The organism is Nocardioides proteolyticus (genome assembly GCF_051280635.3).
Classification (GTDB): domain Bacteria; phylum Actinomycetota; class Actinomycetes; order Propionibacteriales; family Nocardioidaceae; genus Nocardioides.
The window spans coordinates 1-14,518 of the sequence record NZ_JBNBPO030000021.1 but is presented as its reverse complement, the minus strand read 5'-3'; the positions used below and the strand labels follow the sequence as shown (position 1 = coordinate 14,518).

General features: G+C 73.2%; 14 protein-coding genes and 1 pseudogene. 12 read left to right on the top strand and 3 right to left on the bottom strand.

The window, feature by feature from the left end:
• Positions 1-10: 10 nt before the first annotated feature.
• Both ACPOLA_RS13270 and ACPOLA_RS13265 read left to right on the top strand, forming a co-directional pair.
• Positions 11-1,009 (top strand): 4-hydroxy-3-methylbut-2-enyl diphosphate reductase, encoded by a 999-nt coding sequence (locus ACPOLA_RS13270; RefSeq protein ID WP_435770918.1) that lies wholly within the window; start codon positions 11-13, stop codon positions 1,007-1,009.
• Between the two features lie 16 nt (positions 1,010-1,025).
• Complete coding sequence (locus ACPOLA_RS13265; protein ID WP_435770917.1) at positions 1,026-1,649, top strand: L-threonylcarbamoyladenylate synthase; 624 nt, start codon at positions 1,026-1,028, stop codon at positions 1,647-1,649.
• Here ACPOLA_RS13265 and ACPOLA_RS13260 read toward each other — a convergent pair.
• Together ACPOLA_RS13260 and ACPOLA_RS13255 are read right to left on the bottom strand one after the other, a co-directional pair.
• On the bottom strand, positions 1,646-2,059 hold the full coding sequence (locus tag ACPOLA_RS13260; RefSeq protein WP_435770916.1) for a DUF6542 domain-containing protein: 414 nt from the start codon (positions 2,057-2,059) through the stop codon (positions 1,646-1,648). The genes ACPOLA_RS13265 and ACPOLA_RS13260 overlap by 4 nt on opposite strands.
• Before the next feature lie 86 nt (positions 2,060-2,145).
• Positions 2,146-3,225, bottom strand: a complete 1,080-nt coding sequence (locus ACPOLA_RS13255; RefSeq protein ID WP_435770915.1) for an ABC transporter ATP-binding protein — start codon at positions 3,223-3,225, stop codon at positions 2,146-2,148.
• A 40-nt stretch (positions 3,226-3,265) separates the two neighbouring features.
• Here ACPOLA_RS13255 and ACPOLA_RS13250 point away from each other — a divergent pair, with 40 nt between their 5' ends.
• The 8 genes from ACPOLA_RS13250 to ACPOLA_RS13215 all read left to right on the top strand — a co-directional run bounded on the left by ACPOLA_RS13250 (position 3,266) and on the right by ACPOLA_RS13215 (position 11,812).
• Entirely contained in the window at positions 3,266-4,390 is a 1,125-nt protein-coding gene (locus tag ACPOLA_RS13250; protein WP_435770914.1) for an ROK family protein, read from the top strand.
• 98 nt (positions 4,391-4,488) lie between these two features.
• Positions 4,489-5,742 carry an extracellular solute-binding protein gene (locus ACPOLA_RS13245; protein WP_435770913.1) on the top strand — a complete coding sequence of 418 codons (1,254 nt, stop codon included), beginning with the start codon at positions 4,489-4,491 and terminating at the stop codon, positions 5,740-5,742.
• A 105-nt stretch (positions 5,743-5,847) separates the two neighbouring features.
• Positions 5,848-6,756 (top strand): carbohydrate ABC transporter permease, encoded by a 909-nt coding sequence (locus ACPOLA_RS13240; protein ID WP_435770912.1) that lies wholly within the window; start codon positions 5,848-5,850, stop codon positions 6,754-6,756.
• Positions 6,756-7,595, top strand: a complete 840-nt coding sequence (locus tag ACPOLA_RS13235) for a carbohydrate ABC transporter permease (protein WP_435770911.1) — start codon at positions 6,756-6,758, stop codon at positions 7,593-7,595. The genes ACPOLA_RS13240 and ACPOLA_RS13235 overlap by 1 nt, the downstream gene beginning before the upstream one ends.
• Positions 7,592-9,004, top strand: coding sequence for a glycoside hydrolase family 3 N-terminal domain-containing protein (locus ACPOLA_RS13230; RefSeq protein WP_435770910.1), 1,413 nt, complete (start codon positions 7,592-7,594; stop codon positions 9,002-9,004). Before ACPOLA_RS13235 ends, ACPOLA_RS13230 begins: the two co-directional genes overlap by 4 nt.
• On the top strand, positions 9,001-9,909 hold the full coding sequence (locus tag ACPOLA_RS13225) for an ROK family protein (RefSeq protein ID WP_435770909.1): 909 nt from the start codon (positions 9,001-9,003) through the stop codon (positions 9,907-9,909). The genes ACPOLA_RS13230 and ACPOLA_RS13225 overlap by 4 nt, the downstream gene beginning before the upstream one ends.
• Positions 9,906-11,027, top strand: coding sequence for an N-acetylglucosamine-6-phosphate deacetylase (gene nagA / locus ACPOLA_RS13220; RefSeq protein WP_435770908.1), 1,122 nt, complete (start codon positions 9,906-9,908; stop codon positions 11,025-11,027). Before ACPOLA_RS13225 ends, nagA begins: the two co-directional genes overlap by 4 nt.
• Positions 11,027-11,812 (top strand): glucosamine-6-phosphate deaminase, encoded by a 786-nt coding sequence (locus ACPOLA_RS13215; RefSeq protein WP_435770907.1) that lies wholly within the window; start codon positions 11,027-11,029, stop codon positions 11,810-11,812. The genes nagA and ACPOLA_RS13215 overlap by 1 nt, the downstream gene beginning before the upstream one ends.
• Positions 11,813-11,819: 7 nt before the next feature.
• Here ACPOLA_RS13215 and ACPOLA_RS13210 read toward each other — a convergent pair whose 3' ends face one another.
• Positions 11,820-12,587, bottom strand: coding sequence for an exodeoxyribonuclease III (locus ACPOLA_RS13210; protein WP_435770906.1), 768 nt, complete (start codon positions 12,585-12,587; stop codon positions 11,820-11,822).
• Positions 12,588-12,721: 134 nt separating this feature from the next.
• Here ACPOLA_RS13210 and ACPOLA_RS13205 point away from each other — a divergent pair, with 134 nt between their 5' ends.
• A complete protein-coding gene (locus ACPOLA_RS13205) occupies positions 12,722-13,552 on the top strand; it encodes a M57 family metalloprotease (protein WP_435770905.1) in 831 nt (276 codons plus the stop codon).
• Positions 13,553-13,886: 334 nt separating this feature from the next.
• Positions 13,887-14,518 (top strand): annotated as a pseudogene (locus ACPOLA_RS13200) (hypothetical protein); the annotation flags it as partial.

Here is a 14,518-nt window from a genome sequence, read left to right as displayed (position 1 = left end):
GACTGGAGGCATGACGACGATCGACCTCGGCACCCCGCGTCTGCTCGACGACGCCGACCGGGAGGTGCTCCTCGCGGACCCGCGCGGCTACTGCGCCGGCGTCGACCGCGCGGTCGTCACGGTGGAGCAGGCGCTCGACCTGTACGGCGCCCCGGTCTACGTGCGCAAGCAGATCGTCCACAACAAGCACGTCGTGGCCGACCTCGAGTCGCGCGGCGCGATCTTCGTCGAGGAGCTCGACGAGGTGCCGCCGGGCGCCACCGTGGTGTTCTCCGCCCACGGCGTCTCGCCGGCCGTGCACCGGCAGGCGGCGGAGCGTGACCTGAAGACGATCGACGCAACCTGCCCGCTGGTGACGAAGGTGCACCGCGAGGCGGTCCGGTTCGCCCGTGAGGGCTACACCATCCTGCTGATCGGCCACGCCGGCCACGAGGAGGTCGAGGGCACCGCCGGCGAGGCGCCGGAGCAGACCGTCCTCGTCGAGCACCCCGACGACGTCGACGGGCTCGAGTTCCCCACCGACGCCAAGCTCGCCTGGCTCTCGCAGACGACGCTGAGCGTCGACGAGACCATGGAGACGGTGCGCCGGCTGCGGGCGAAGTTCCCGCAGCTGGAGGACCCGCCCAGCGACGACATCTGCTACGCCACGCAGAACCGCCAGGTGGCGGTCAAGGAGATCGGCGCGACCGCCGACCTGGTGATCGTGGTGGGCTCGGCAAACTCCTCCAACTCGGTCCGCCTGGTCGAGGTGGCCCTCGAGGCCGGCGCCAAGGCCTCCTACCGCGTCGACGACGCCTCGGAGATCGACGAGTCGTGGCTCGACGGTGTGCGGACGGTGAGCGTGACGTCGGGCGCGTCGGTGCCCGACGACCTGGTCCAGGGGGTGCTCGGCTTCCTCGCGGAGCGCGGCTACCCCGACGCCCGCGCCGTACGGACGGCGGAGGAGTCGCTGGTGTTCTCGCTGCCCAAGGAGCTGCACCGCGACATGAAGGCCGCCGGCCGGGTCTGACCCGGAGCACGGTCCGATGGCCCGCTATCTCGACGTCCACCCGGACAACCCCCAGCCGCGGCTCCTGCAGCAGGTGGTCGAGGCACTGCACGACGACGCGCTGATCGCCTACCCGACCGACTCCGGCTACGCGCTGGGCTGCCGACTCGGCAACCGCGACGGCCGCGACCGGATCCTGCGCATCCGCGACCTCGACGAGCGTCACCACTTCACGCTCGTCTGCCGCGACTTCAGCCAGCTCGGCCAGCTGGTGCACGTCGACAACGCGGCCTTCCGGGCGATCCGCTCGGCGACGCCGGGGCCCTACACGTTCATCCTGCCCGGCACGCCCGAGGTGCCCCGGCGGCTGCTCCACGCCAAGAAGCGCACGGTCGGGGTGCGGATCCCGGACCACGCGGTGGTCCAGGCGATCCTCGACGCGCTCGGCGAGCCGCTGCTCTCCAGCTCGCTGATCCTGCCGGGCGAGACCGAGCCGCGGGCGCTGGGCTGGGAGATCAAGGAGGAGCTCGACCACCAGGTCGACATCGTGATCGAGGCGGGCGAGACGCCGGCGGAGCCGACGACCGTGGTCGACTGGTCCGAGGGCGCCCCGGAGGTCGTACGACGCGGCGCGGGCGACCCCGACCGGTTCGAGTCCTAGCGGCGCACGAAGCTGCGCCGCAGCGCCAGCAGGCCGAGGCAGGCGCCGTACCCGAACATCAGCGGCAGTGCGTGCCCGGACAGGCCGGAGACGGTGGCCTGCACCACCCCGTCCTCGGGGTGCGCCACCGACGCCGGCTCGGTGACTGCCAGCAGCAGCACGACGAGCAGCATCGCCAGCGGGGGAAGGACGCCGACGGTGAAGAAGTCCCGCGGACGCACGGTGAGGGCGGCCCCCACGCAGAGGGTGACGAAGACCAGGTCGTAGAGCAGGCCGAGCCGCGCGGAGAGCAGCAGATCGACCACCGCCGCGGTGAGCAGCAGCGCGACCGCGAGGGAGGCGACCTCCCGGCCCGGCTGGCGGCCCTCCTCCCACAGGGTGCGGGGCCGCTGGTGCAGCACGCTGCTCACCCCTCCACGCTAGGCGGGGCGTCGGTGCTCTCCGGTGCGACGCGCCGGGACACGCGGGGTCAGGGCGGTCAGGGCAGTCAGGGCGGTCAGGGCGAGAGGCGGCGGCCGGTGGCGGTGTCGAACACGTGCGCAGCGCCCTCCGGCACGGCCACGTGGACCAGGTCCCCGGCGGCGACGTGTCCGCGCGTCGGCAGCCGGACGGCGACCTGTGCGAGCCGGTCGCCGAGGTCGGCCTTGCCGTGGGCGAAGCCGTCGGAGCCCAGCTCCTCGACCAGGTCGACCCGCACCGGGATGCCGGCGCCCGGCTCGACCAGCCGCCAGGCCTCGGGCCGGACGCCGACGGTCACCTCGCTGGTGAGCGCGCGTCGGGTGGTGCCGTCGAGCGGGACGGGGTGGGAGCCGAGAAGCACCCGGCCGTCGGTGACCCGGGCGGCGACGAGGTTCATCTGCGGCGACCCGATGAACCCGGCGACGAACAGGTTGGCCGGGCGGTCGTAGAGGGCCAGGGGCGCGTCGACCTGCTGGATCCGGCCCTCGTGCATCACGGCCACCCGGTCGCCCATGGTCATCGCCTCGACCTGGTCGTGGGTGACGTAGACGGTCGTCACGCCGAGCTCGCGCTGCAGGCGGGCGATGTCGCTGCGCGTCTGCACCCGCATCTTGGCGTCGAGGTTGGAGAGCGGCTCGTCCATGCAGAACACCTGCGGCTGCCGGACGATGGCGCGGCCCATGGCGACCCGCTGCCGCTGGCCGCCGGAGAGCGCCTTCGGCTTGCGGTCGAGGTAGTCGGTGAGGCCGAGCATGGTGGCGACCTCCTCGACGCGACGGTCACGCTCACGCCGGTCGACCTTGGCCAGGGTGAGGGCGAAGGCCATGTTGTCGCGCACCGACTTGTGCGGGTAGAGCGCGTAGTTCTGGAACACCATCGCGATGTCCCGGTCCTTCGGTGGCAGCCGGGTGACGTCCCGGTCGCCGATCAGGATCCGGCCGGCGTCGACGTCCTCCAGGCCCGCGAGCATCCGCAGCGTGGTGGTCTTGCCGCACCCGGACGGGCCGACCAGGACCAGGAACTCGCCGTCCTTCACCTCCAGGTCGATGCCGGGGACCGCGGGGGAGTCCGCTCCGGGGTACCAGCGCTGCGCCTCGACGAATGTGATCTGGCTCATGTCTGGACACGGTATATGTAAGTATGCTGAACTAACAAACATGTCCTGGCGCAGCCCCACCGACCGGCCTCCTCGGGACCGGACCAAGCTCCGGCGCGCGGACTCGCGTCGCCACCACCGGTCGATGCTGCTCCAGGACCTCTTCGCCGACGGGCCCGCGAGCCGGGCCGACCTCGCCCGCAGCAGCGGGCTGACCAGGGTCACGGTCTCGGACCTGGTGGCGGAGCTGCTCGAGGAGGGGTTGGTCGAGGAGCTGGGCGCGCCCAGCGAGAGCCGCATCGGGAAGCCGCCGACCCTCGTCGGGCTGGTGGCCGACGCGAAGCACGTCGTGGCGATCGACCTCTCCGTCGACGACCACGTCGTCGGCGCCGTGCTCAACCTCGCGGGTGAGGTGGTCGCCCGGGACACGCATCCCCTGCAGGGTCGGCGCGGGCCGGAGGCGGTCGCCCTGGTCCGCTCCTTCGCCGCGCGGATGATCGAGCAGAGCACCCGACCGCTCCTCGGCGTCGGCGTCGCGACCCCCGGCGTGGTGACCCACGACGGCGTGGTGCTCGACGCCCCGAACCTCGGGTGGCACGACGTCCGGCTGGCCGAGGAGCTGGCCGAGGCGCTGGGTCAGCCCGTCTACGTCGCCAACGACGCCAACACCGCCGTGATGGGCGAGTACACCTTCGGCGGCGGGGGCGAGGGCGGCCTGATGCTGCTCCGCCTCAGCACCGGCGTGGGTGCCGGCCTGGTGCTGGGCGGTGCCGTGGTGCATGGCCAGGGCGGCGCCGCCGGGGAGATCGGGCACGTGCAGGTCGACCCGGGCGGCGAGACCTGCGCCTGCGGCCGGCCCGGATGCCTCGAGACGTTCGTGTCGGTGCCCAGGCTGCGCCGCCGGATCGCCGAGGGTGAGGCCGACGACGTGCTGGCCGCCGCGGGCCTCCGGCTCGGCACCGCGCTGGCGCCCGTCGTCGCCACCCTCAACCTCGCCGAGGTCGTGCTGAGCGGCCCCGCCGACCTGGTGGGGGACCTGGCCCGCGTGGCGGAGGCGACGGTGCGCGAGCGGGTCATGGCGGTCTCGGCCGACCGGTTCGTCGTACGGGCGTCGACGCTCGGCGACGACGGTGTGCTGGTCGGCGCGACCGGCCTGGTGCTCGCCGGCGAGCTCGGAGTGTCCTGACGACCCGAAAGGCTCCACCCCCAGACAGAGCGGTCCCGCAGCGGGTCCGTGTCCAGTGAGGAAGACGAAGGGAACAAGCGGTGCGCATTCAAAGGACAGTGGCCGTCGCGGCCGTCACCGCCCTGCTGGGCGTGACCAGCGCGTGTGGCTCCGGAGACGAGAAGGCCGACGGTGGCCCGAAGGAAGCCGACATCGTGGTGTGGCTCAACGGAGCCGACACCCCCCAGGAGGCCAGGGACTGGCTCGAGAAGACCTTCGAGGAGGAGAACCCGGGCTCCACCCTCACCATCGAGCAGCAGGAGTGGGACGGCCTGGTCGAGCGGCTGACGACCGCGCTCACCTCCGAGGAGCAGACCCCCGACGTCGTCGAGGTCGGCAACACCCAGGCCCCGACCTTCACCACCGTCGGCGCGTTCAGCGACCTCACCGACCACCTCGACGACCTGGGCGGCGACGACCTGCTCCCGGGCTTCGTCGAGGGAGCCACCATCGACGGCCGGACCTACGCGGTGCCCTACTACGCCGGGTCGACCTACGTCTTCTACCGCAAGGACCTCTTCGAGCAGGCCGGGATCGACCAGGTGCCGGCCACGATGGACGAGTTCGTCGACACCGCGGTCAAGCTCAAGCAGGCCAGCGGCGAGAAGGACTTCTCCGGCTACTGGCTGCCTGGGCAGGACTGGCGGGACGGCGTTGCCTTCCTCTGGGACGCCGGCGGCGAGCTCGCCGTCGCCGACGGCGAGGAGTGGCGGGGCGCCCTCTCGGAGCCGGAGTCCATCGCGGGCCTCCAGACCGTGCAGCGGCTCTTCCAGGAAGCCTCGGGCGCCCCGGCGGACGCCAACGAGTCCGACCCGGTGACGCCGTTCTGCGCCGGCAAGATCGGCATGATGTCGCGCCCCGGCTGGGTCTACGGCATGCTCACCGACCCCAAGGAGGGCTGCCCCAAGCTCGCCAAGCAGGTCGGCGTCTTCGCCCTGCCCGGGTCGGACGGCGAGCCGGCTCCGGTGCTGCTGGGCGGCTCCGACATCGCGATCTCCGCGAAGTCGCCCAACCAGGACCTGTCGGTGAAGGTCGTCGAGCTGATGCTGAGCGAGGAGTACCAGACGATCCTCGCCGAGGCGGGGCTCACGCCCGCCAAGGAGTCGCTCGCCACCAAGCTCGGTGACGACGAGTTCGCCCAGGCCACGATCGAGGCGGCGTCCAACGCCAAGCTCACGCCGCCGGCAGCCAGCTGGGCCACCGTCGAGGGCAAGCGGATCCTCGAGGACCTGTTCAGCAAGATCGCCCAGGGCGGCGACGTCGAGCAGCTCGCCGCCGAGGCCGACGAGCAGATCACCGCCGAGCTGAACTAGCGACCACCAGCCACGGCGTCCGGCCGGGACCCGCCAGCCCCCGGCCAGACGCCGTACTCCACCGCGCCCCTGGCGCGCCGACCCAGCCGAGAGGAGAGTCCCCGCATGGCCCGCACCAAGGCGGCGGTACGACGCCGGCCCCTCCCGCTCGGGCTGATCCTCCCGGCGGCGGCGATCCTCGCCCTCGCCCTCGGCTACCCGCTCGTCCGCCAGGTGGCGATGTCGTTCCAGCAGTTCGGCCTGGAGCAGCAGTTCGGCCGCCCGCCGACCTGGGCGGGCCTGGACAACTACCGCGACCTGCTCACCGACTCCTACCTGTGGGAGGTCACCGCTCGGACCGTCGCCTTCTGCCTGGTCAACGCCGGCCTGACCCTCGCGCTCGGGATGGGCATCGCGCTGCTGATGGCCCGGATGAGCCGGATCGTCCGGCTCGCCGCGCAGGTGGCGCTCCTCCTCGCGTGGGCGATGCCGGTGGTGGCCGCGATGACGGTGTGGCAGTTCCTCTTCGACACCCAGTACGGCGTCGTGAACTGGACCCTGGTCGCGCTCGGCGCCACCGGCTACGAGGACCACTCCTGGCTGGCGGAGCCGTGGTCGTTCTTCATGATCGCGACTCTGGTCGTGGTCTGGATGAGCGTGCCCTTCGTCGCGTTCACCCTCTACGCGGCGCTGACCCAGGTGCCCGAGGACGTGATCGAGGCCGCCGAGATCGACGGCGCCGGCGCATGGCGGCGGTTCCTGCACGTCGTCCTGCCGACGATCCGGCCGGTGCTCCTCGTGGTGCTGCTGCTCCAGGTCATCTGGGACCTTCGGGTCTTCACCCAGATCTACACGCTGCAGCAGGCCGGCGGGATCACCCGGGACACCAACCTGCTCGGCACCTACATCTACACCGAGGGCATCAAGGGCGGCGAGTTCGACACCGCGGCCGCGGTGGCGATGTTCATGCTCGCCATCACGATCGTGCTGACCGCGCCGTACGTCCGGATGATGCTCCGCCAGGAGGAGGACTGATGGCCCGGCGCACCCGGCTGCGGACGCGGATCGGAGCCGACCTGATCGGCGTCCTCGTGCTCCTGGTCTGCATCTTCCCGGTCTACTGGATGGTGAGCCGGTCGTTCCTGCCGCGCAACCGGATCAGGGCCGACGAGCAGACGTGGTGGCCGGCCGGCGGCACGCTCGACAACTACGACCGGGTCTTCGAGAACGGCCGGTTCGCCGACGCCCTGCTCACCAGCCTGGCGGTCACCCTGCTGACCGTGGCCGTCGCGCTGCTGTTCGCGTTCCTCGCAGCGGTCGCCGTCAGCAGGTTCCGGTTCCGCAGCCGCAGGACCTTCATCCTCACCCTGCTCCTGGTGCAGATGATCCCCGCGGAGGGGCTGTTCATCAGCCAGTACAAGATGCTGGAGGGGATGAGCCTGCTCAACTCGGTGCTCGGCCTGACGCTCGTGTACGTCGGCACGGTGCTGCCGTTCACGGTGTGGACCCTGCGCGGGTTCGTCGACGGCGTCCCGCAGCAGCTCGAGGAGGCGGCGATGATGGACGGCTGCTCCCGCCTCGGCGCCTTCTTCCGGGTGACCCTGCCGCTGCTCGCACCCGGCCTGGTGGCCACCGGCGTCTTCGGCTTCATCCAGGCCTGGAACGAGTTCACCCTCGCCGTGGTCGTGATGCGCGACCCCGCCAAGGAGACGCTCCCGGTGTGGCTCGCCGCCTTCACCGACAGCCGCCGGGGCGAGGACTGGGGCGGGATCATGGCCGCCTCCACGCTGATCACCATCCCGGTCGTGATCTTCTTCCTTCTCGTCCAGCGCCGGATGGTCTCGGGCCTCACCGCGGGCGCGGTGAAGGGATGAGCGCCGCCGAGCTGGAGTCGCTGGCGCTGCGGGTGCTGCTCGCGTCGTGGCGAGGCCCCCACCTGCCGCCCGAGTGGTCCCGGCTGCTGGCCGACGGCCTGGGCGGGGTGTGCCTGTTCGGCTCGAACCTCACCGGCACCCGTGCCGACGCCACCGCGCTGGTGGGCGAGGTCCGCGCCGCCCGGCCCGACGCGCTGGTGGCCACCGACGAGGAGGGCGGCGACGTCACCCGGCTCCACGTGCGCGAGGGCAGCCCGGTTCCCGGCGCGGCGGCGCTCGGCGCGGTCGACGACGTCGCGCTCACCGAGGGGGTCGGTCGCGCCGTGGGAGCGGACCTCGCCGGCGTCGGGATCGACCTCGCCCTGGGCCCGGTCGCCGACGTGAACAGCAACCCGGACAACCCGGTGATCGGCACCCGCAGCTTCGGCGCCGACCCCGAGCGGGTCAGCAGGCACGTCGCGGCCTGGGTCGAGGGGCTGCAGGCGACCGGTGTGGCGGCCTGCGTCAAGCACTTCCCGGGCCACGGCGACACCGCGCAGGACAGCCACCTGACCCTGCCGGTCCTGGCCGCTCCGGCCGCCACCCTCCGCGAGCGCGAGCTGCCGCCGTTCGCCGCCGCGGTGGCCGCCGGCGCGGCCGCGGTGATGACGTCGCACCTGGTCGTACCGGCCGTCGACACCGACCGCCCGGCCACGTTCAGCCCCGCGGTCCTCGGCCTGCTGCGCGACGAGCTCGGCTTCGCAGGTGCGGTCGTCAGCGACGCCCTCGACATGGCCGGCGCGAGCGCCGGGCGCGGCATCCCGGAGGCGGCGGTGCTCGCGCTGGTCGCCGGGGCCGACCTGCTGTGCGTCGGGCCGGACAAGGAGGCCTCGCTCGTGCGAGCGATCCAGGCCGCGGTCGTCGACGCGGTGAGCTGCGGCCGGCTCCGCGAGGAGCGGCTGCGGGAGGCCGCGGACCGCGCCGCCGGCGTCCGGCGAGCCGCCTCCGGACGTGCGCCGGACGCCCCGCCGGCGCCGGAGGTGATGACGGCGGTTGCCCGGCGGGCCGTGGTGGTCGAGGGCGACCTCGGCGACCTCGCCGGCGCCCGCGTCGTCACCATCGACACCGAGCCCAACATCGCGGTCGGCGTGGCACGGTGGGGGCTCGACGCCGACGTCGTACGACGGCCGGGGGAGGCGCTGCCCGAGGGGCCGCTGGTCGTCCAGGTGCGCGACGCCCACCGCCGGCCCGACGTGGGCGCCATGCTGGCCGCGCTCGAGCCGCCGGCGGTCGTGGTGGAGTGGGGCTGGCCCGGCCCCCGCACCGGATGGCCGTCCAGCACGGTCCCGCGGGTGTGCACCCGCGGCAGCTCGGCGCCCGCGATCGCGGCCGTCGCTGAGATTCTCGGAGAGGCAGGGTGGGCCCGGTGACCGGGGGACAGCTCAGGGTCGGCATCGACATCGGTGCCACCAAGATGCTCGGGGTGGCGGCCACCGCCGACGGATCGGTGCGCGCGGAGGTGCTGGCCGTCAGCCCCACCGGTGGCGACGAGGTGGTCGCCGCCGCCGCGGACGTCGTCGCCGAGCTGCGCGCCCGCACGGGTGAGCCCCTCGAGACGGTCGGCGTCGGCGTGCCCGGCCTGGTCGACGCGGCACGCGGCGCGGTGAAGCACGCCGTCAACCTGGGGCTCGAGGCCGACTGGTATCCCATCGGCAAGCGGCTCGCCGCGAAGACCGGGAGCCGGGTGACCGTCGACAACGACGTCAACGCCGCCGCGCTCGGCGCCGCCATGGTCACCGGCCACGACGACCTGGTCTACCTCAGCCTCGGGACCGGCCTGGCGGCCGCCGCGATCCTCGGCGGCCGGCTGCGGCGTGGGGCGAGCGGCGCGGCGGGCGAGATCGGGCACATCCCGGTCGACCCGGCGGGCCGGGTCTGCCAGTGCGGGCAGGTCGGCTGCCTGGAGACCTCCGCCTCCGGGTCCGCGGTCGCCGAGGCCTGGCCGGTGCGCGGCGTACCCCCGGCCCAGGCGCTCTTCGACGACGCCGAGGCGGGCGATCCGGCCGCGGTCGAGGTGCGCGACCGGTTCGCCGCCCGCGTGGCTGACGCCGTGCGCCTGGTCGCGCTGACCGTCGACCCCGAGCACGTCGTGCTGGGCGGGGGTGCCGCCCAGGTCGGTGACCGGCTCCGCGTGGCGGTGGCCCGGGCGCTGTCCGCGCAGGCCGCCGGGTCGCCGTTCCTGGCCTCCCTCGACCTCGCCGGCCGGGTGCAGCTGGTGCCGCTGGACGTCCCGGTGGCCGCCCTCGGCGCCGCCCTCCTGGGGCAGCAGCCGTGAGCGCGCTCCTCGTCCGGGGAGGCGTCGACACGGCGGGTCTGGCCGTGGACGTCGCCGTCGCCGACGGCCGGATCGTGGCCGAGGCCCCCGGCGCCGTCGAGTACGACGCCCGCGGGCTCACCGTCCTGCCCGGGCTGATCGACCTGCAGGTCAACGGCGCGGCCGGCATCGACCTGACGCTGGAGCCGGAGCGGCTCTGGGAGGTGGCGGCGGCGCTGGCGGCGTACGGGGTGACGGCGTTCCTCCCGACCGTGATCACCTCGGCTCCCGCCGCGCGGGAGCGTGCCCTCGCGACGCTCGCCGCGGGCCCGCCGGACGGGTGGACCGGGGCCCGGCCGCTCGGCCTCCACCTCGAGGGGCCGATGATCGCCGCCGCCCGCAAGGGGGCGCACCCGGAGCGGTGGCTCGCCGCCCCGTCGCTCGACCTGGTCGCCGGATGGTCGCCGGCCGAGGGGGTGGCGATGGTGACGCTCGCCCCCGAGCTGCCGGGGGCGCTGGAGGTGATCCGGGCGCTGGTCGGTCGCGGCGTGGTGGTCGCGGTCGGCCACACCGAGGCGGCCGCCGAGCAGGTGCTCGCCGCCGTCGACGCCGGTGCTCGGGTCGTCACCCACCTGGGCAACGCCATGCCGCCGCTCTCGGCACGGGAGCCGGGACCCGTCGGCGCCGCGCTCGCCGACCCGCGGCTCACGGCCGGGGTGATCGCCGACGGCCACCACCTGGCTCCCGCGACGCTCTCCGCCTTCTGGCGGGCGCTGCGGCCCGACCGGTTCCTCGCGGTGACCGACTGCACCGCCGCGCTCGGCCTGCCCGACGGAGAGACCCGGCTCGGCGACCAGCACGTCGTCGTACGCGACGGGACGGTGCGGCTGGCCGACGGCACCCTCGCCGGCTCCAGCGCCCCGCTGTTGCACTGCCTGCGGGTGCTGCGGGACGCGACAGGCTGCTCCCTGGCCGAGGCGGTCGCCGCCTGCACGACCACGGCGGCCGGGGTGGTCGGTGACGTCGACCGCGGACGGATCGCGCCGGGCGCCCGCGGCGACCTGACCCTCGTCGACGACGACCTCCGGCTGGTGGCGACCGTGGTGGGCGGCCGGGTGGTCCACGAGGAGGCGCGCTGATGGAGGTCGTACCGTTCGGCACCGCCGACGCCGTCGCGGCGCTGGCCGCCGACACGATCGAGGCGGCCGTCCGGGCGCGCCCCGAGGCGGTCCTCGGCCTCGCGACCGGGTCGACGCCGCTCCCGACCTACCGGGAGCTGATCCGCCGCCACCGCGCCGGCACCGGGCCGTCGTACGACCGGGTCCGCTGCTTCACCCTGGACGAGTACGTCGGCCTCCCGGCTGGCCACCGGGAGAGCTACCGCGCGACGATCGCGCGCGAGCTGACCGACCCCCTGGGCATCGCCGCGGACCGGGTGCAGGGACCCGACCCGTCGCCCGACGGGCTGCCGACCGCCGGGGCGCGGTACGAGCAGGCGCTGGCCGCGGCCGGGGGAGTGGACGTGCAGCTGCTCGGCATCGGGAGCGACGGCCATCTCGCCTTCAACGAGCCGGGGTCGTCGCTGGCGTCACTGACCCGGATCAAGACGCTCACGGACCAGACGCGGCGCGACAACGCGCGGTTCTTCGGCTCGGTCGACGAGGTCCCGCGCCACGTCCTCACCCAGGGCCTGGGCACGATCCTCCAGGCGCGCCACCTGCTCCTGCTCGCCACCGGCTCCGCCAAGGCGGCCGCTCTCGCCGCCGCCGTCGAGGGTCCGCTCACCGCCTCCTGCCCGGCATCCGTGCTGCAGCTGCACCCCCATGTGTCGGTGCTGGTCGACGACGACGCGGCCGGGCGGCTCCGGCGCCGCGACCACTACCGGGAGGTCTACGCCGCCAAGCCCGAGTGGCAGGCCCTGTGAGCACTGACTAGGACAGGTCGACGACGACCGGGGCGTGGTCGGAGGCACCCTGCCCGGCCCGCTCCTCGCGGTCGATGAAGGCGCCCGTCACCCGGTCGGCGAGGGCCGGTGAGCCGAGGACGAAGTCGATCTTCAGCCCGCGGTCGCGCTCGAACCGCTGGCGGTAGTAGTCCCAGTAGGTGAAGCCGGGCGCGTGGGCGCGGGTGACCTCCGCCCAACCGCTGTCGAGGAAGGCCTGGAACGCCGCGCGCTCCGCGGGCGTGACGTGGGTGGAGGTGCGGAACTGCGCCGGGTCGAAGACGTCGTCGTCGGTCGGGCAGATGTTCCAGTCGCCCACCAGCGCCGTCGGCGCGTCCAGCCAGGCGGTGGCCGCCTCGCGCAGCCGGGCCAGCCAGTCGAGCTTGTAGTGGTAGTGCGGGTCGTCGGGCTTGCGGCCGTTGGGGACGTAGAGGCTCCAGATCCGGACGCCGCCGCAGGTCGCCCCGATCGCGCGGGCCTCGGTCACCAGCGGCTCTCCCCAGCCGGGCTGCCCGTCGAAGCCGACCTGGACGTCCTCGATGCCGACCCGGCTGATCAGGGCGACGCCGTTCCACTGGTTCAGGCCGTGCGCCGCGACGTCGTACCCCCGGGCCTGCAGGCCCATCAACGGCAGCTGGTCCTCGCGCGCCTTGGTCTCCTGCACCGCCAGCACGTCGATGTCGTGCCGTTCGAGGAAGGCCTCGACGCGGTCGATCCGCGAGCGCAGCGAGTTCACGTTCCAGGTGGCGATCCGCACCCCGCAACGCTACTGGTGGCTCAGAACTCTGCAGCTCGCGGGCCCTTCCGATTTCTGAGCCGCGCAAACTCTTGTCCGACAACCCTGCGCGGGGTTCGAATGAGCCGCACTCGCCTCCCAGGAAAGGTGCTTCGATGAGGTTGTCTCGGGTCAACAGGATGTCGGTCGCGGGCGCTGCCTGCCTCGCCGTCGCGTTCGCTTCAGCCACCGTCTCCGCCACCAGCGCCGACGGCACGACGGGCTCGGCGCCCAGCTACAAGGAGTTCGAGGCGGCGACGTACGTCGACGTCGACGGCGCCTACGTCGTCAACGGCGACGAGATCGAGAGCACCAAGGCCGGGCTCCGGAAGTTCTACGACTCGATGGTCGGCGACGACCATGGGCACGTCCACGAGGACGGTCTCGTCGTCAACACCGTCAGCGGTCGCGACGACAAGTGGAGCGCGTCGCAGGCGCTGAACCTCACCTACTGCGTCAGCACCCGGTTCGGCAGCCGGCACGCCGACGTCGTCAGCGCGATGGCCGGCGGGGCGGCGCTCTGGGAGCAGGCCACGTCGAAGATCGACTTCAGGCACGTCGCCGCGCAGGACGGCAGCTGCAACACCCGCAACAACAACGTGCTGTTCTCCGTGGAGCCGGTGAACACGAGCCAGTACATCGCCCGCGCCTTCTTCCCCAGCTCCCCGAAGCGCTCCCGCAACGTGCTGATCGACAACTCGATCTGGTCGTCGGGCAACTGGGAGCCGGTGGACATCCTCGCCCACGAGCTCGGCCACACCCTCGGCTTCCGCCACGAGCACACCCGCCCCGAGGCCGGCACCTGCTTCGAGGACAACAACTGGCGCCCGCTCACGCCGTACGACGCGGCGTCGATCATGCACTACCCGCAGTGCAACGGCAGCTCCGACGATCTGGAGTTCCAGCCATCCGACGCCGACGGGGCCCGCGCGCTGTACGGCTCCTGAACCTCCCCCCAGGGCGACGGCCCTCCTGCCTACGCGGCGGGAGGGTCGTTGTCTTCGGGTCGGGGTTGGGGTGGTGGCTGCCGGGGAGCTGCGGTTGCGTAGGTGGTGCCGGGCCGAAAGGGCTTTTAGGCGGTGCGGTTTCCCGTTGAGTCGGGTTGCGTTGCCGGCCTCCGTTGCGTAGGGGGCGATGGCGGGTGCCGTAGGGGTCGCGATCGTTGCTGCGGCGACCGGGTTTGCGCCACCTTTCGTCCACAGCGTTCGATGGAGAATCGCCAGTCCCCAGGCGGGTTTCCGGCTCGGGGTTGTGTCGGCGCGTGGTGCTTTGATGGGTGTCATGGAGCTCGGGAACCACAGCGACGCGGAGGGGCAGTACGACGGCTGCTCGACCGCGGAGCTGCTCGCCCACGCGGCGAGCGAGGTCCGGGCCCGACGCGCCTCGGTGGTCCGGGAGTGGCAGGTGATCACCGCCTGGGCCGACCAGAACATCGTCGACTGCGAGGAAGGTGCCGCGACCCTGGTCGAGGGGTATGTCGACACCGGGATCCCGATCGCCGGCCCGGGGGCACCGCTGGTGTCGGAGTTCGCGTTGATGGAGCTGATCGCCACGCTGGAACGCACTCCCGACGGTGGCCGCGCCTATGTCGGCCGGGTCATCGGGTGTGCGTGGCGGCTCAAGCACATCTACGCCGCCGTCCTCGCCGGGCGCTGTTTGCCGTGGAAGGCGGAGCGGGTCGCCGACCTCACCCACGACCTCAGCCTGGAGGCCGCTGCGCACGTCGACCGGAAACTGGCCCCGCACATCCGGTCGTGTTCGTGGCGGGAGGTCGAGCACCACATCGACGAGGCCATGACCCTCTACGACCCCGAGGCGGCTGAGGCCCGGCGTGAGGCGTCGTCGGACTCCCGGCGGTTCGACGTCCACCTCGACGACGTCACCGACGGCGTCGTGCAGGTCGACGGGGTCCT